Below are 15,778 nucleotides of genomic sequence, written 5' to 3'. Positions count from 1 at the left end.
TACCCTACCGGCGCGCTAGCGCTTGTTGAGCAGCGACGCCCCCCCAACTTTTGAGTAGCGCCGAGGTTTGGAATCCAATCCCCCTTCCGGGTTCTACCCCATCATCACAGGCACCCCAAAGAGGCCGGTGAGCTTCCCCAAATTCAGAGGCCGGGACGTTCGCGTCCCGGCCTCCGCTTTTTCAGGCATCGGCGACGCCCGGGCGATGCTCAGAACACCGAGCGCAGGAACGCATCCACCTGGGTGGTGTAGTCCGATGGCGCGCCCAGATCCTTGTTGATCTCGCTGTGCGAGAGGTCCTCTTCCAGCACCTCGCCGCGCCCGCCGAGCGAGCGGACCTTGCCGACGAAGGCATGCGCCTGCGGGCAGGAGTCCTGGCGGCGGCTGGAGCACACCGCCAGGAACGGCGCAGGGGCGGCATGCATCTGCTGCAGCGGCGAGGCGGCCAGCCAGTCGGCCGGGTTGCTGCCGAAGGCCTCGTCGTAGAGGCGGAAATGGCGGCCGTTCATGGTCTGCACCACGTCGAGGCTGGCGCTGTCGAGCGAGACGGTGCCGCGCCACGGGCGGGCGCCCTGCTCCCGGGCCAGCTGCGGCTCGGCAGCCAGCAGGCTGACTAGGTGTGCGCCGGCGGAATGTCCCATCAGCACGAAGCGATCCGGATCGCCGCCCCACTCCGCCGCGCGGCGCTGCGCGGCTGCAAGTGCCCGGGCCACGTCCTGTGCCTGCCCAAGCGGAGGGTTGTCAGGCAACATCCGGTAGTCGGTGGAAATCACCACCACGCCGCGCGGCACCCAGTAGGCCACCTTGTTCGCCACCACGTTCGACATGGCCTTGTCGCCACGCCGCCAGCCGCCCCCGTGCACCATGAAGATGACCGGTGCGTCGTGCGCCTGGGCCGGCGCATAGACATCGAAGCGCTGGTTCGGATCGCTGCCGTAGGCGATGTCGCGTATCACCCGAGTACCTGCCGGCAGCGGTGCGGCGGGGGTGGCGTCGGCCTGGCGCTCGCGCCAGCGCTGGAGCAGCCCGCCGCGCATCTGCGCACACGCGCTGCCGGTCATCGCCAGCACGCACACACCCAGCCACCAAATGACGATCCTGCGGTTCATCACGGCCTCCCCAGTGCCACTCGCAATGCGCCGCCGAGGCTGCCGGCAGCGCGCATGTCGGACATCAGCCTCAGCCACGGCAGGAACACCAGCTTGAGCGGGTTCTGCGTGCCCAGCGGGTGCGCCAGGCCGTAGCGTACGGGTTCATCGGCGCGTTCGGTGCGCAGCGTGCCGAACAGGCGGTCGAACACGATCAGCACACCGCCGTAGTTGCAATCCAGGTAGGCTGCGTTCGAGCCGTGGTGCACCCGATGGTGCGACGGCGTGTTCAGCACCCACTCCAACGGCCCCAGCCGCCCCACCGCCTCGGTGTGCAGGAAGAACTGGTAGTGCAGGTTGAAGGCCAGCAGGGCGAACACCATGCGCGGGTCGAAGCCGGCCAGCACCAGCGGCAGGTAACAGACCCAGCCGAACGAGAGCAGGCTGGTCCATCCCAGGCGGATCGACGACAGCAGAGTCATCTCCTCCGGTGTGTGGTGCACGGCGTGGGTGGTCCACAGCCAGCGCACTTCGTGGCTGATCCGGTGGAACGCGTAGTACGCCAGCTCCACCGCGAAGAACGCCGCCAGCCAGGTGCGCCAGTCACCTGCCGGCCAGTGCACCGGCGCCCAGCGCGCGGCCCAGGCGAACAGGCCGCCCAGTACCAGCGCCGGCAGCACGCCGGATACCAGATGCCCGGCCCCGACCGCCAGGGAAGCCAGCGCTCCCCGGCTGTCGTAGCCGGTCCCGGCCGAGCGGCGGCGCCAGAGCCACTCGGCCAGCACCAGTGCCACCATCACCAGCGCAAGCAGTGGCGAGCGGGCGGCATGTCGCATCACGGCGCGCTCCGCTGTGCCGCGAGCGACTGCATGCGCTGGGCGATCTGCTTCATCTCGCTGGCATCCACCACACCGTCATGGTTGGCATCGGCCAGCGCGAACAGGTGATTGCCGGCGGCGTCGAACTCCTCGCGGGTCACGCGGCCATCGCCATCCGTGTCTGCGGCCTGCTGCAACGCATGGATCTTCGCCAGCATCGCCGGATTGTTGCGGGCAAAGCGCGGCAGGTCGTCGTCGCTGAGCACACCGTCGCCGTTGCGGTCGGCCTTGGCGAAGCGCGCGGCACGCGCCGCCTGGAACTCGGCCAGGCTGACCTGGCCGTCATGGTTGGTGTCCGCCTCGGCAAAGCGCTGGGCGGGATCGGGGCGGCCCATCTGGGCCCGGGCGCCGGTCGCGGTGACGGCCAGCGTTCCCAGTACGAACAGGCAGATCAGGTGTCGCATGATCGGACTCCAGGTTGTCGCAGAGGTCAGTGGCCGCAGGCGATCACGTTGCCGGAGGCGTCGGTGCAGCTGCCGCTGTGCGAGACGCCCTGCCCCTTGGTGTAGGTGGTCTGGCCGTTGTAGCTGTCGCCCGCGGCATTGGTCGCCGAGGTGGTGTGCTGGGTCACGCCGTTGGCGGTGGTGGTGCCGGCGTCGTAGCTGCCGCGCGGACCGCTGGCGCTGGTCTGCGAGCTGCCACTGACGCTGCCGTCGGCGCCGCGCGAATACGCGCCGCTGGTGCTTACCGTGCCGCCGGCGGCGGTGGTGCCCGAACCGTTGTGCCAGCGGCTGGCCGAGCCGTCGGCGTTGCGCGTGTATCCGTTGCTGCCGGTGTAGCTGCCGCCGTTGGCGCCCTGGACGGCACGGCCTGCGCGGTGCTGCACGCTGCCGTCGGCGCCGGTGGCGGTGTAGCCGCCGCGTACCACCGAGCCGCGGGCGCCGGAGGCCGCCGTGCCGCGCACGTGGGTGATGCCGCCCTGGCCGTTGGCGAAGGTGCCGCGGGCGTGGAAGCGGCCGGTGCGCTGGGCGTCGGCCGGGGAGGCGAAGGAGGCAGCGGTCGCGCAGGCCAGCGCCAGGGAAGCGATGCGGAGGGAGGTGGACAGGCTCATGACAGGCTCCAGTCGGGAAGAGGTCGACCGCGTTGCCGCTGCGGTGGGGCCACTCTCACGCCGACGCCGGTGCGCAGGTGTGTCCGAAATCCGCCGGATGTGAGCGGATGTTGCCGCTTCTCCGGCCGGAAACATTTGCTTGCAATTGACCGCGCCGGGCGCTTGTGAGGCCCCCGGGCGCACGACATAGTCGCCCCATGGACACCCCCCACATCCTCGTCGTCGACGACGACCTCCGCCTGCGCGACCTGCTCGAGCGCTACCTCGACCAGCAGGGATTCCGCGTCCGCGGCGCCGCCCATGCCGCCGGCATGCGCCGCGAGCTGGCCGCGCACCACGTCGACCTGATCGTGCTCGACCTGATGCTGCCCGACGCCGATGGCCTGCAGCTGTGCCGCGAACTGCGCGCCGAGGGCGTGCAGACGCCGATCATCATGCTCACCGCCAAGGGCGACGACGTGGACCGCATCGTCGGCCTGGAGATCGGCGCGGACGACTACCTGGGCAAGCCCTGCAACCCGCGCGAACTGGTCGCCCGCATCCGCGCCGTGCTGCGCCGGCAGCCGAAGGCCGTGGTGGGCGCACCGCAGACCGAGCAGGCCAGCGTGCGCTTCGGCCGCTTCACCTTCGACCCGGCCACGCGCCAGCTGCTGGACGCGGACACGCCGGTCAAGCTCACCAGTGGCGAGTTCGCGGTGCTGGCCGCGCTGGTGGCCCATCCCTTCGAGACCCTGAGCCGCGAGCGGCTGATCGCGCTGGCCCGCGGCCGCGAGCACGACGCCTTCGACCGCAGCATCGACGTGATGATCTCGCGCCTGCGCCGCTGCATCGAGGAGGACCCGCGCCAGCCGCGCTGGCTGCAGACGGTATGGGGCGAAGGCTACGTGTTCGTACCGCAGGGAGACGGCGCATGAAGCGAGGACCGACCACCTTCTCGCTGGTGCTGGCGCTGCTGGTCGCCGCGCTGGTGCTGGCGCTCACCCTGGGTGGGTTCCTCTCCACCCGGGCCGGCCTGCGCGCCCTGGGCGACTCGTATGGACGGCTGGTGGTGGCCACCGCCACCTCGGTCGATGCGCTGGCGAGCAGGGACGATCCGGCCGCTCGGGCCACGCTCGCCCGACTGCAGCAGAGCGGCATCCGCATCACCACCGAACCGCCACCGCCGTCGCTGCGCCGGGTGGTGCCGGTGGTGGAGGAAGTCGGCCACGTCGCCGGCGAGTTGCTCGGCGATCCATCGCGCGTGGTGGTCGTGCAGCGGCCCGAAGCGCAGATCTGGGTGCGCAGCGAACGCCTGCCCGGGCATTGGATCGTGATGCAGGCGGTGAGCTTCCGCCGCCAGGTCATCCGCTCGATGCTGCTGGTGATGCTGTTCGCCGGGCTGGTCGCGGCGGCCGTGGCGGCACTGGCCGCGCGCCTGCTGACGCGACCGCTGGAGCGCCTGGCCGCACACGCGTCCGCGCTGCTCGGCGGGCAGTCGATCCAGCAGCACCTGCGCGGCAGCCCGCGCGAAGTGCGCGACCTCGCCGACGCCCTCGGCGCGGCCGGCGAAGAACTGCGCCAGAGCGCGCGCGAACGCGAGCTGATGCTGGCCGGCATCTCGCACGACCTGCGCACACCGCTGGCCCGCCTGCGGCTGGCGCTGGAACTGGGCGATGCGAACGATCCCGGCCGGCGCGACGCGATGGTCAACGACCTGGACGAGCTGGACAAGGCGCTGGCGCAGTGCCTGGCCTATGTCCGCGACGGCAGCGACGAGGCGGTAAGAGCAGTCGACGTCCCCACCCTGCTCGGCCAGTTGATGGCGCTGCGCAACGCGCCGGACGACTGGCATTACGAGGGTCACGACGACGCTGTCCTGCATGCACGGCCGAGCCTGCTGCGGCGGGCGCTGGGCAACCTGATGGACAACGCCGAACACTATGGCGCCGCCCCGTTCCGCGTCCGCCTGCAACGCGCCGAAAACGAGCTGTCGATCAGCGTGGAAGACCACGGCCCCGGCGTTCCGGACGACCTGCTGGCGCGGCTCGGACGCCCTTTCCTGCGCGGCAATGCGGCACGCACCGGCGCCTGCGGCACCGGCCTGGGCCTGAGCATCGTCAAGCGGGCGGCCGAGATCAGCGGTGGTCGCCTGCAACTGGCCAACCGCAGCGGCGGCGGCTTCAGCGCCACGCTGGTGCTGCCGCTGGCCGTCCGCGAACGGAGTTCGGCATGAACCTTGTGAGTCGCCTCGTGCTCGGCCTTGGCCTCGTCGCCGGCGCATGCCCGCTGCTGGCGCACGACCGCACCGAAACCCTCTCCATCGACGGCCAGGCACGTCGCTTCGTGGTCCACCTGCCGCCAGGCGGGGACGGCACGCCACGCCCCCTGCTGCTGGCCCTGCATGGCGGCGGTGGTCGAGCCGAAGGCATGGACCGGCTGACCTCGCTGGATGCCCAGGCCGACCGGGCCGGCGTGATCGTGGTCTATCCGCAGGGCCTGGACCGGCACTGGAACGACGGCCGCGCCACCATCAAGCGCAAGGTGGACGACGTGGCCTTCATCCGTGCCGAGCTGGACCGGGTCGAGCACGAATGGCCGGTGGACCCGCAGCGGGTCGGCGTCACCGGCATCTCCAACGGCGGCATCTTCGCCGAGCGGCTGGGCTGCGACCTGGCCGACCGCTTCAGCCTGATCGCCCCGGTGGCCGGCACGCTGGCACGCGACTACCGGCCCGATTGCCACCCTGCCCGCCCACTCGCCGTGCTGCAATTCGACGGCACGGACGACCCGATCGTGCCCTACGCCGGAGGCTCCGTGGCCAGCTTCGGCGGCCTCGGCGAAGGCGGGGTGGTGATGTCGGTGGATGACACCACCGCCTTCTGGGTGCAGGTCGATGGTTGCCACGCGGCGAGCCCGGAGCAACCGCTGCCCTCGACCACCAACGACGGTACGCAGGTGAGCCGGAGGGACTGGAGCGACTGCCGTACCGGCGGTGCCGTGGTGCGCTACCGCATCGACGGCGGCGGCCACACCTGGCCGGGCGGCTGGCAATACCTGCCGAAGCGCTTCATCGGTCGCACGACCCACCAGATCGACGCCAGCGCGATCGTGGTCGACTATCTGGTGAGTCATCCGCGACCGATGGGCACGCGCTGAGCCTCACGGCGCCGGAGCGATCCCCAACGCACGCGCCACCTCGGCCGCCAGCGCATGGCTGTCGCCCTCGGGCTCGGTGGCATAGTGCTGATGACCGTGGTTCCAGGCGTCGCCAAAGGCGAACCAGTCGATCGGCTGCGGCGGCTTGCCACTGGCGAGCGCGGCATCGAGCGAACGGAAATACCGCTGCCAGCGTGGCAGGTAGTAGTCGCGCGTGAGGCCGGCCCAGTCCTTGTTGCCGTAGTCGTGCAGCATCGCGCCCTCGCTGGCCTTGCGGTCGCCCCAGGTGGTCAGGATCGAGCGCGCGTCGTACTCCAGCCGGGTGCGTTCGTCGGCATCGGCCGCCCATGACGGCACCGCTGCGAGCCAGCGGCCGAGCAGGAAATGCGGGTTGCTGGCCAGCAGGCGATCCTGCAGGCGCATCAACGCCAGCCAGCGCCGGGTCTGCGCATCGAACGCGGCACGTTGATGTCCCTCGTAGGCAGCCTTGATCTCGGGCAGCAGCGCGCGGCTCTCATTGGCCAGCGCCTGGCGCGCGACGTCGACCAGGTCGTAGCGATACGTCGCGCTGGTCCGCAGCGCGGGAGCAACCTGCAGCAGTTCGGTCAGCGCCCGGCGGAACGCCGTCGCGTCGTAGCGCAGGCCTTCGGGCGACCAGTGCGAGGCGCGGTTCGCGTCGAGGTCGGGCTGGGCGTCGAACAAGGACTCCTGCGCGGCGTCGCGCTCGCTGTTGAAAGGCACCGCGTCGAGGCGGATGCCGTACGCCGTGTGCAGCAGGATCCGCCATGCCGCCTGCGCGTGCGGATCGTCCGCACCGTAGCGGCGACGCACGTACTGGCGGGTCCACGATGCCATGTCCACCGGTGCGTTGCGCCAGGCCATCTCGGTGAACAGGTCGAAGGCGAACGGGTTGGTGTCCAGTCCTTCCGGGAACACCGCGGTGCCGGCCATGTTGGCGTTGTCGCGGCCCATCCGCGGCAGGCGTTCGGCGTAGTTGTCGATGCGCGTGCCCAGCGTGGTGCGTCCGCCGAAGGCCCAGATGCCGCCGAACAGGAAAGGCGCGCCCTGGAAATCCTTCGCGCGGTCGTCGCGTGGCACGCGGTCGTGATCGATGTCGATCACCAGCAGGCGCTGGCGATCCACCCCGGACAGCAACGCCTGGGTGGGATTGCCCTGCCAGGCCAGCATCATCCACTTCGCGCCCGGATGCGCTTTCTCCAGCGCCGCCTGCACCCGGCGCGCGGCCTGCGGCACCGGCACGTCGCCGGCGTCGCCGCCTTCCTGGAACACCTCCATGTCGTAGATGGAGGTGTCGCCGAACAATTCGCGCTGATGCCGGTAGAAGTCCGCGGCGAGGCGGTCGAACAGCGGATCGCGCGGATCCAGCCAGCCCGGCCGGGTGAAACCCGCCCACTCGCCCTGCGGCACCACGTGCGCCTGCGGATAACGCCGCGGAAAGTCGGCCGGCACGATGCCGTAGAACCCCGGCAGCACCGGCGTGATACCCAGCTCGCGCAGGCGCGCGACGATGCGTTGCGCGGAACGCACGCGCCGCGAGAGCAGTTCATGGCTGACCGGTCCGCCGAAGCAGCACAGGTTGCCCATCAGCTGCCAGTTGAAATGCGCTGGCGCGGCCAGCCAGGCGCGGATATCGGCATCGGAATAGCCGGCGTCGCGGAAGGTGCGGTACAGCACCTCGTCCATGCCGCGCTCGACCAGCATGGCGTTGATGCCGGACAGCGCCAGCACGTCGATCTCGTGCTGCCAGCGCGGCCAGTCCCAATACGGGGCGCTGTAGCCGTCGACGTTTTCGTTCAGCGCATAGCGGTAGCGGTACGGCGTCGTCATCTCGATGACGGCGCCCGGCAGTGGCAGGGGACCGGCGTCCAGTCGCACGCCGTCGGTGGAGACCTGGCCGTGCGCGACGTATTTCAGATACCAGTTGGCGCCGAACAGCAGTGCGCTGGGCGTACTGCCCTGGATGCGGATGCGCCCGCCGTCGCGGGAAATCCGGAAACGCTCATGGCCGTCCTTCGCCGCGATGGTCCCCAGCTCGATCCGCGCCGCGCGCTCGTGCAGCAGGCGCTGCAGCACCCCCATCACCGGCGCGGTATCGAAATGCGGCTGGGCCGCATGCAGCGGCGCTGCCACCAGCAGCAGGATCGCCAGGACCAGGGAGATGCGGATGCTCGGGCGCATCGTCCGATCATAGTCCGGATGCCGCTTCCGGGCTGGGTCGGCGCCTTGCACGAGGCCATCGGAGCGCCCGGGATGCCCCGCGTGCCGGCAAGGCCGCATCCAGGCCCCCCGCCGCTTCCGCTCTCCCGGGAACGACGGTGCCGGAGGTCCCCGGATGCCGAGGAACGAGGTGCCGCGGAAGCGTGGGGCGGGCGCCGTGGTGGCTACCGGAGAGCCGCGACCCGCGGACGGCCCGGCGGAATGCTCGAAAATGGTGCCCTCGAGACGATTCGAACGTCCGACCTGCCCCTTAGGAGGGTTCTGATATCCCCCCTAAGACCTTGAAATCACTAGGCCTCGAAGAATACCTGGGACAAATCTGGGACAAATGCGCTAAAAAAGTGGTGACCCCGGCGCGATTCGAACGCGCGACCTGCCGCTTAGGAGGCGACCGCTCTATCCAGCTGAGCTACGGGGCCACGAGCCGAGAAGGATACCCGACCGATGGCAACGAAGGCAGCAGGCAAGACCAAGAAGACCACGGAAAGGCGCGAGCGTGGGGTGTATCTCCGCGAGGATGGAAGGCCTCGCTATGAGCTGAAAGTGCGTTGGACGCAAAAAGACGGCACCAGAGCCTATCTGCCGACCCGCGTGTTCCCGTTCGATCCGAACGCCAAGACTGGACCCACCACGCGCCAGAACGCGCTCGACAGTGCGAACAAGGCCGCGATTGAAGAGCGAGCAGCTCTGAGGCTTCACGACAAGCCAAGGTCACAGCTGGCCGAAGCCTGGACCTTCGGTGGTTTGCTCGAAAGGCTGATCGAGGAGCTGACTCCGACCATCGAAGCCATCGAAGCGGAAGGGGGCAACACCAAGCACCTACGCTTGAAGGTCAGCTACGCACGCATGCTCTTGGGTCGGGCCGACAGGAAACACACGGGCAACCCCGAAGGATTTCCTGACCTGTGCGCCAAGACGGTGACCAGCCTCAACCCTTCCCACTTCTCTGGCAAGGACGCGCCATGGAGCTTGGCGGCGCGCTTGAAAGGCAAGGATGGCAAGCCGGCACCCGCCGACAGTGTGCGCCGACTGATGAGCTTCCTGAGCTGGCTCTTTCAGCATGCGAAAAGCGCATGGGCCATTGATGTGGCCAACCCGATTGCCCGATGGAAAGAGCTGGACCTACCGCCCAGCAACAGAGGGCGTGAGCGCACCTTGAAAGACGATGAGTGGCGACGCGTTGAAGCAGCCTTGGGCTCCGCATGGCCCAGCACCCAGGTGGCCATCTACACCGCACGTTTCACGGCAGCTCGAAGGGCGGAAGTCGTCAAGCTCGATTGGGAAGACCTGAGCTTGGATGGCAAGCATGCCACTGCCCTCCTCCGAGACACGAAAAGCAAGCACAAGAACAAGCAAGGCGCCGAAGCAAAGAATCGTTCCATCCCCATTCCCGAGAGCGTGGCCAAGAAGCTTCGAGAGCTTCGGGACACCATGGGAGGCAAAGACGCGAAGGGGCCGGTCTTTGTGGGTCAACTTGGCACGAGGCTTGGAGCCGATACCCTCACACAAGCCTGGAATCGCGCCTGTGCGAAAGCCAAGGTCAAAGGTGCCCGGCTTCATGATCTAAGGCATACGCGCATCACGGAGTTGGGTCATACCCTCAACAACCCACTCCAAGTCGCGGCCATCTCAGGCCATGAAGACTTGGGCGTATTAAAGCGCTACTTCAACGCCAGCGCCGAAGACCTAGCCGCCCTGCTCCACAAGATTGAGTCTGAGAAGCGAGGAGAACGCGTCCATGATGGAGACTTAGGGCGTGCGATCGAAGCCTTGCTACCACTGTCGCCGGACAAGATGATTGAAGCCTTGGCCCGAGCGCAGGCATTGAAGCTTCAACACGCTTAACCTCCGAGAGAAAACCCCTTGGTAGGGTATGCTCCACCATCAATCCGAAATCGTAAGTGAAGGGGCACACATGCCTTGGTTGGAATGGAATGAACGGAACAAAGCATTGACGGAAGCCGCAAAGGCTCCCTACCGCTTGATGATTCCAAACAAGTCGATGAGCTACGGAGAAGATTCCGAGAACATGCTCATTGAAGGCGACAACCTCGAAGCATTGAAAGCCTTGCTTCCCTACTATGCGGGAAAGGTGAAGTGCGTCTATGGAGACCCGCCATTCAACACGAAGCAAGCCTTTAAGGACTTCGACGATAATGTTGAGCATTCGATATGGCTCTCCATGATATATCCCGCGCTCACACTCCAACGTGAGCTGTTAAGCGAAGACGGAACTCTTTTCCTTCACATTGATGACAACGAACTTGGCTACCTCATAGCCATAGCAGATGAAGTCATGGGAAGGAAAAATCGAATCGCGATTGTCACTTTCAAACAAGGGGCGGCAACGGGACACAAAAGCATCAACCCAGGAATGGTCAACACCACTAACTTCCTGCTTGTCTACTCAAAGAACAAGTCACAGTGGAAACCTAATCGACTATTCACTGGACGAGAAAGAGATAAACGCTATGGGAAATTCTTGACCAATCCCAATGAATCTCATGAAAAGTGGAAGTTCACCACCCTCTCTGCCGCAATCTCCAACACCACGGGAATGAAGACTGCCGAACTCAAGAAGGAGTATGGGGAGGGTCTCGAAAATTTCATCAATGATTTTGTGATTTCACACGCGAATCAAGTAGCTCAGTTTGTAAGACCTGATTACAACAGCGTCAGTGCCGACGCTCAACAAATGATTGATCAATCACTTAATGACCCAAATAAAATATTCCGCCGGGCGTGTCCTAGATTTTGTGTAACCGGGTCCCAGGCAGGACACTGCCGCCAGACCCGGAGAGACCATGAGTCCACGCAAACACGAGGTGCCCGACGAGCTGCTTAGCAGCCTGTTGGCGAACTACAAGAAGCCCGAAGACCTGATCGGCGAGAACGGCCTGCTCAAGCAGCTGACCAAGCTGCTGGTCGAGAAGGCGCTGGATGCGGAGATGACCGAGCACCTCGGTCACGATAAGCACGAGCCGGTGGCCAACCCGGCCGGCAACACCCGCAACGGCCGCAGCCGCAAGACGCTCAAGGGCGAGTTCGGCGAGCTGCCGATCGAGATCCCGCGCGACCGGCACGGCAGCTTCGAGCCGAAGCTGATTCCCAAGCACCAGACTCGCTGGAGCGGCTTCGACGACAAGATCCTGTCGCTCTACGCCCGCGGCATGACGGTGCGCGAGATCCAGGCGCACCTGGAAGAGATGTATGGCACGGAGGTCTCGCCGAGCCTGATCTCCTCGGTCACCGATGCAGTGATCGACGAGGTGAAGGCCTGGCAAGGCCGGCCGCTCGATCCGGTGTATCCGATCGTCTACCTGGACTGCATCCATGTGAAGGTGCGCGAGGGCGCGGTGCGGGTGAAGGCGGTCTACCTGGCCATTGGCATCACCATGGCCGGCGAGAAGGAGGTCCTTGGGCTGTGGCTGGCGCAGACCGAGGGCGCCAAGTTCTGGCTGCAGGTGGTGACCGAGCTGCGCAACCGCGGGGTGCAGGACATCTTCATCGCCTGCGTCGACGGCCTGAAGGGTTTCCCCGAAGCGATCGAGACCGTATTCCCGCACACGACGGTGCAGTTGTGCCTCGTACACATGGTGCGGCACAGCCTGAACTACGTGTCGTGGAAGCGACGGCCGGAGGTGGCCGCCGACCTCAAGCGCATCTACACCTGTGCCACCGCCGAGGAGGCCGAGCAGCGGCTCGCCGAGTTCGAGGCCCGCTGGGACAAGGAATACCTGCCGATCGGGCAGTCCTGGCGACGCAACTGGCCGCGCCTGATCCCGTTCTTCGACTACCCGCCAGAGATCCGCAAGGTGATCTACACGACCAACGCCATCGAGTCGGTGAACATGAGCCTGCGCAAGCTGACCAAGCACCGCGGGGCCTTCCCGAGCGACGAGGCACTGGTGAAGCTGTTCTATCTGGCCCTGCGCAACATCAGCAAGAAATGGACGCTGCCGATCCGTGATTGGAAGGCCGCGCTCAACCGCTTTACGATCCAGTTCGAGGAACGACTCCCTCAGCTGTAACTCGAATCCCGGTTACACAAAATTCTGCACACGCTCGTTGTCAACGAAGGGACGAAGGCGAAGTTCGAAAAATTTGCCGATGGGCAAGATGTCATCAAGGTAAGGCGGACCACGGCAGAGGACCCCTCGAAGCGTCAGCTATGGGACGAGAAGAAGGAACAATGGACTCAGAAAAACTTCGCAGGCTTCGACAAAGCCTTCAACGATTGTGTCCCACGCCTTCAATACGTATCGACACGGACTTCGCTCAACGAAGTCTCCAAGTGGGGGAAGAAGACACCCATCGGTGAGATGTTGTCAGGGGTGCTCAACGCCATCCTCGAGAAGAGCGAAAAATATCGCGAGTTCAAGGAGAAGTTCGACGAGCTGTTCACGCATGACAAGTCGGAAGTGAAGCAGGAGCTTGACCGCTTAGCAGGCAAGGTGCGTGAACACTTGGAGCAGCAGTTCCCCGAATGCAGCAAGGTGGGCTTCGGGGTGAAGCCGCCGATGTTCGATGAGCTTTTGAAGTCCTTTGAGACGTCGGTGAACGATGGAATCGAGACGTCGGCCGAGGAAAAAGGCGACGGCATGCAGCGAGCCCTTATGCTTGCCATCTTGAAGGCCTACTCGGACCATCGACGTGAGAGTGATGATGGCGGCAAGTGCTTCCTCTTCCTCATCGATGAAGCAGAACTCCACCTCCACCCCACTGCCCAGCGACAGCTCAAACAGGCACTCATGGAGCTTGTGGCCAACGGCGACCAGGTGTTCATCAACACGCACTCTTCCGTCTTGGTGACCGACGACCACAACCAACAGACGCTCTGGCGTGTCGAGAAGAAGGATGGAGCCACACAGATTCGCCCCATCACCGAGCAAGACAAGCCGGATCTCGTATACGAGCTGCTGGGTGGATCTCCTGCCGACCTCCTCTTCCCGCAGAATTTCATTATCGTTGAAGGTGCCTCCGAGGACCTGTTCCTTGGTTTGGTCATGCGCCGCTTCTATGCCGACAAGCCCCACGTCAAACTCATTCGTTCCGAGGGCGACCACAAGACCCAGGGACGCTCGATGGAGGCCATCAATCGTGTGTTCGTCCCTCTCGCCCACACCCCGGTATACCGCAACCAGCTCGTGGTGCTCTGCGATAAGCCATCGCCAGAAAAGCAAGCAGACTTCGAAGTCTTCAAGCGCAACTACCAGGATTTTTTTCAGCGAGGGCAATTCGTAGAGAGCCCGTTCGGGTCTCTCGAAGAGTGCTACCCCGAACCCTGGCGGAAGACAGCGGAACAGGTGAAGACCATGAAGAGTGGCGAGAAGACTGCACTTGCTAAGGAAGTCGGAGCCAACATTTCGAAGGAGCAGTTCGAAGGTGAGATGGCGCACGTGTTCGCTTCGCTGACCAAGGCGTGGACGAACGCTCACAAGTAGAGATGGCCCAAGGCCTCCTAACCACTAATGGGGATGGGAAAATGGAACAGGTGATTCGGCGCTCTTTGATCGTTCTGACTGTGATACTCGTCCTCGCAGGGGGCTGGGCAACTTTACTTGGGACCCTCGGCGCCAAAGGTGATGAGGGATTCCGTGACGCGACGGTTGCCAAACACAATCAAGACTTGCAGGCGTGCCAAGCAGACCCACAACGCTACTTCCGCACTATCTCATGCGAGGATCAGTTCGAACTAAATCCCTTTCAGCTGAGGTCGATGCAAGAAAGCATTGACAACGACTATCGGACCCAGGGACTTGGGGTCCTTTTGCTTCTGGTAGCTCTCGCCGTTTGGCCGCTCTTCTTTGTCCTTCGATGGATCTCGACAGGTCGTTGGCGCACACGAACAGTCGAAGAAGAGACGTGACATTACAGTCCAAACCTCGGTCACGCTGACGGCGTATCTACCGCCAAACCGCTGAGCTTCTCCTTGGTTCGTCACCCACGCCCTAGTCAGCACTTACCGACGCAAGAACGACGAGTGTCCTGGTGACATCCAGCAGCGCCATCTCGTAGTCTGACCCTGCCCCATCGTCTGGCCCGAACCGACGGATTGTCTGGCGTTAGTGAGCCGACATGTAAGTCAGGTGGAACCGACGTTGGGGTTTTTCTTGTCCGCCATTCGGGACGACTTCGCCCTCGGCTAAGAGAAGCTCGCAAGCAAACGAACAAGGTCACGGAGTGACCGAGCACCTGTCTTATGGAGTAGTGCTCGGACTTGGGTGCGAACGGTGTTGATGCTTACCTGGTGCTGCTCTGCGAATGACTTTGGCTCTTGACCATCGCATAGAGCGAAGGCTAGGCGAGCTTCCGAGCGGGTGAGACCAAAAATCTCGCGGAGCTGAGCTTCTCCGATGGGACTGGCCTGCTCCGTGCTTCGAATGAGCACCACCAGGCTCGGCCGGCGTACCGCATGAAAGAGCGACTCCCCCGTAGTTGCGATTTCGCTGCCCCCCAATCCTTGAAGCCCAACTGGTGTGTTGTGACCGTCCCCTGACGTTTCCACCGGTACTGCAAAGGCAGTGACTGCTAGAGAGGTAACCCCTCGCTTACTTTGAGCAAGGAACGTCTTCGACTGCCGGGATGAGTTGGCTTCCCTCAGAAAATCACTGCCATCCCTACCCAAAGGATGAGTCGCGGTAAGCCCAAGTCCAGGCCGCATAAGGCCGGCACCAAGGACTCTCTGGGCCACAGGGTTCGCGTAGAGCACCCTTAGCCTTCCATCAAGCGCAACCACTCCTTGGGTGAGTTGTTCCAGGGCATGGAATCCCGTAGCCAAGGCCATTCTGAGCGATGACGCCTGCTGCATCATCATCGTCCACTGGTGAAGGTGGGGGAGGATACGCTCCGCGATTCGCCTCTGGCGCGTCGAGAACTGGGGCCGCCCTACCAGGTGGTTGAAGGCGATGACAATATCCCGGTGGTCATCGTGAAAGATGTTTCCACCGAGCACGTAACGCGCCCCACCCGGAATCAGAAGGTCTTGGTAGAACTCGCTTTTCGCCACATAAGCGTCGTCGAAGAAATCGTGACACGCCAGTGCCACACCCGGCGATTTGGCCAAGGTCAGGGCAGTTCTAGGATCGATACGCTGGTAGTGGGGTGACGAGCGATAGCGCTCCTCCACAGAGCGAAGATGGTCGCCCACCAGCATGCTCACAATCATCTGATTGGCGTGACGGTCCCAGCCTACAACGTGGACACCGTCGCAATCCAAGTGCTGGTTGATGTCCGACAACGTCGGAAGGAACGATCCCGGCTCCAAGACAGATCCGTAAACCTTTGCGATGAGTGCATCAACTGCTTCCATGCCATCTCCGTGCCGTTCTTTCATCACTTTTGATGATGCGCGCTGAGGCGCCTATACCCCATCTTTCTCTAAAGCT

The 15,778-nt window shown here is 64.5% G+C and carries 13 protein-coding genes and 1 tRNA gene; 7 read left to right on the top strand and 7 right to left on the bottom strand.

Annotated elements, in window-relative coordinates; all coding sequences use genetic code 11:
• Nucleotides 1-209 precede the first annotated feature (209 nt).
• From ATSB10_RS03455 to ATSB10_RS03440, 4 genes are read right to left on the bottom strand one after another with little or no spacing between them, the layout of a single operon-like run.
• Nucleotides 210-1,109 (bottom strand): alpha/beta hydrolase, encoded by a 900-nt coding sequence (locus ATSB10_RS03455; RefSeq protein WP_205631087.1) that lies wholly within the window; start codon nucleotides 1,107-1,109, stop codon nucleotides 210-212.
• Entirely contained in the window at nucleotides 1,109-1,924 is an 816-nt protein-coding gene (locus ATSB10_RS03450) for a sterol desaturase family protein (protein ID WP_063670501.1), read from the bottom strand. Before ATSB10_RS03450 ends, ATSB10_RS03455 begins: the two co-directional genes overlap by 1 nt.
• Nucleotides 1,924-2,370 (bottom strand): EF-hand domain-containing protein, encoded by a 447-nt coding sequence (locus tag ATSB10_RS03445; RefSeq protein ID WP_063670498.1) that lies wholly within the window; start codon nucleotides 2,368-2,370, stop codon nucleotides 1,924-1,926. The genes ATSB10_RS03450 and ATSB10_RS03445 overlap by 1 nt, the downstream gene beginning before the upstream one ends.
• Before the next feature lie 26 nt (nucleotides 2,371-2,396).
• On the bottom strand, nucleotides 2,397-3,017 hold the full coding sequence (locus ATSB10_RS03440; protein ID WP_063670496.1) for a hypothetical protein: 621 nt from the start codon (nucleotides 3,015-3,017) through the stop codon (nucleotides 2,397-2,399).
• Between the two features lie 197 nt (nucleotides 3,018-3,214).
• On the opposite strand from ATSB10_RS03440, the gene ompR reads away from it, so the two are divergent.
• From ompR to ATSB10_RS03425, 3 genes are read left to right on the top strand one after another with little or no spacing between them, the layout of a single operon-like run.
• Complete coding sequence (gene ompR, locus ATSB10_RS03435; RefSeq protein WP_063670494.1) at nucleotides 3,215-3,931, top strand: osmolarity response regulator transcription factor OmpR; 717 nt, start codon at nucleotides 3,215-3,217, stop codon at nucleotides 3,929-3,931.
• A complete protein-coding gene (locus tag ATSB10_RS03430; protein ID WP_063670492.1) occupies nucleotides 3,928-5,229 on the top strand; it encodes an ATP-binding protein in 1,302 nt (433 codons plus the stop codon). Before ompR ends, ATSB10_RS03430 begins: the two co-directional genes overlap by 4 nt.
• Complete coding sequence (locus ATSB10_RS03425) at nucleotides 5,226-6,152, top strand: extracellular catalytic domain type 1 short-chain-length polyhydroxyalkanoate depolymerase (RefSeq protein ID WP_063670489.1); 927 nt, start codon at nucleotides 5,226-5,228, stop codon at nucleotides 6,150-6,152. Before ATSB10_RS03430 ends, ATSB10_RS03425 begins: the two co-directional genes overlap by 4 nt.
• 3 nt (nucleotides 6,153-6,155) lie before the next feature.
• Here the strand turns inward: ATSB10_RS03425 and ATSB10_RS03420 are convergent, their stop codons facing one another.
• Complete coding sequence (locus tag ATSB10_RS03420) at nucleotides 6,156-8,351, bottom strand: alpha-N-acetylglucosaminidase (protein ID WP_063670487.1); 2,196 nt, start codon at nucleotides 8,349-8,351, stop codon at nucleotides 6,156-6,158.
• A gap of 381 nt (nucleotides 8,352-8,732) precedes the next feature.
• Nucleotides 8,733-8,809 (bottom strand) — tRNA-Arg (locus tag ATSB10_RS03415).
• Between the two features lie 25 nt (nucleotides 8,810-8,834).
• Between ATSB10_RS03415 and ATSB10_RS03410 the strand changes: the two genes are divergently transcribed.
• From ATSB10_RS03410 to ATSB10_RS03400, 4 genes are all read left to right on the top strand, one after another.
• Nucleotides 8,835-10,235, top strand: a complete 1,401-nt coding sequence (locus tag ATSB10_RS03410) for a tyrosine-type recombinase/integrase (RefSeq protein WP_063670484.1) — start codon at nucleotides 8,835-8,837, stop codon at nucleotides 10,233-10,235.
• A gap of 70 nt (nucleotides 10,236-10,305) precedes the next feature.
• Nucleotides 10,306-11,235 (top strand): DNA methyltransferase, encoded by a 930-nt coding sequence (locus ATSB10_RS18850; protein WP_083966060.1) that lies wholly within the window; start codon nucleotides 10,306-10,308, stop codon nucleotides 11,233-11,235.
• Nucleotides 11,195-12,421 (top strand): IS256 family transposase, encoded by a 1,227-nt coding sequence (locus ATSB10_RS03405; RefSeq protein ID WP_063670059.1) that lies wholly within the window; start codon nucleotides 11,195-11,197, stop codon nucleotides 12,419-12,421. The genes ATSB10_RS18850 and ATSB10_RS03405 overlap by 41 nt, the downstream gene beginning before the upstream one ends.
• A 303-nt stretch (nucleotides 12,422-12,724) precedes the next feature.
• Nucleotides 12,725-13,834 carry an ATP-dependent nuclease gene (locus tag ATSB10_RS03400; protein WP_484488883.1) on the top strand — a complete coding sequence of 370 codons (1,110 nt, stop codon included), beginning with the start codon at nucleotides 12,725-12,727 and terminating at the stop codon, nucleotides 13,832-13,834.
• 701 nt (nucleotides 13,835-14,535) lie between these two features.
• Here the strand turns inward: ATSB10_RS03400 and ATSB10_RS03395 are convergent.
• Nucleotides 14,536-15,702 carry a helix-turn-helix transcriptional regulator gene (locus tag ATSB10_RS03395; protein WP_063670480.1) on the bottom strand — a complete coding sequence of 389 codons (1,167 nt, stop codon included), beginning with the start codon at nucleotides 15,700-15,702 and terminating at the stop codon, nucleotides 14,536-14,538.
• Between the last annotated feature and the right edge of the window lie 76 nt (nucleotides 15,703-15,778).

It is taken from the genome of Dyella thiooxydans, assembly GCF_001641285.1.
GTDB lineage: Bacteria > Pseudomonadota > Gammaproteobacteria > Xanthomonadales > Rhodanobacteraceae > Dyella_A > Dyella_A thiooxydans.
Note: the sequence above shows the minus strand (reverse complement) of the source record. Positions and strands in the feature narration are given on the sequence as shown.

Bases quoted from the DNA above. Each gene is read 5' to 3' on its own strand.
- ATSB10_RS03440 (WP_063670496.1), bottom strand. From the start codon at position 3,017: ATGAGCCTGTCCACCTCCCTCCGCATCGCTTCCCTGGCGCTGGCCTGC.
- ATSB10_RS03455 (WP_205631087.1), bottom strand. From the start codon at position 1,109: ATGAACCGCAGGATCGTCATTTGGTGGCTGGGTGTGTGCGTGCTGGCG.
- ATSB10_RS03395 (WP_063670480.1), bottom strand. From the start codon at position 15,702: ATGGAAGCAGTTGATGCACTCATCGCAAAGGTTTACGGATCTGTCTTG.
- ATSB10_RS03445 (WP_063670498.1), bottom strand. From the start codon at position 2,370: ATGCGACACCTGATCTGCCTGTTCGTACTGGGAACGCTGGCCGTCACC.
- ATSB10_RS03420 (WP_063670487.1), bottom strand. From the start codon at position 8,351: ATGCGCCCGAGCATCCGCATCTCCCTGGTCCTGGCGATCCTGCTGCTG.
- ATSB10_RS03450 (WP_063670501.1), bottom strand. From the start codon at position 1,924: ATGCGACATGCCGCCCGCTCGCCACTGCTTGCGCTGGTGATGGTGGCA.
- ATSB10_RS03410 (WP_063670484.1), top strand. From the start codon at position 8,835: ATGGCAACGAAGGCAGCAGGCAAGACCAAGAAGACCACGGAAAGGCGC.
- ATSB10_RS03425 (WP_063670489.1), top strand. From the start codon at position 5,226: ATGAACCTTGTGAGTCGCCTCGTGCTCGGCCTTGGCCTCGTCGCCGGC.
- ATSB10_RS18850 (WP_083966060.1), top strand. From the start codon at position 10,306: ATGCCTTGGTTGGAATGGAATGAACGGAACAAAGCATTGACGGAAGCC.
- ompR (WP_063670494.1), top strand. From the start codon at position 3,215: ATGGACACCCCCCACATCCTCGTCGTCGACGACGACCTCCGCCTGCGC.
- ATSB10_RS03430 (WP_063670492.1), top strand. From the start codon at position 3,928: ATGAAGCGAGGACCGACCACCTTCTCGCTGGTGCTGGCGCTGCTGGTC.
- ATSB10_RS03405 (WP_063670059.1), top strand. From the start codon at position 11,195: ATGAGTCCACGCAAACACGAGGTGCCCGACGAGCTGCTTAGCAGCCTG.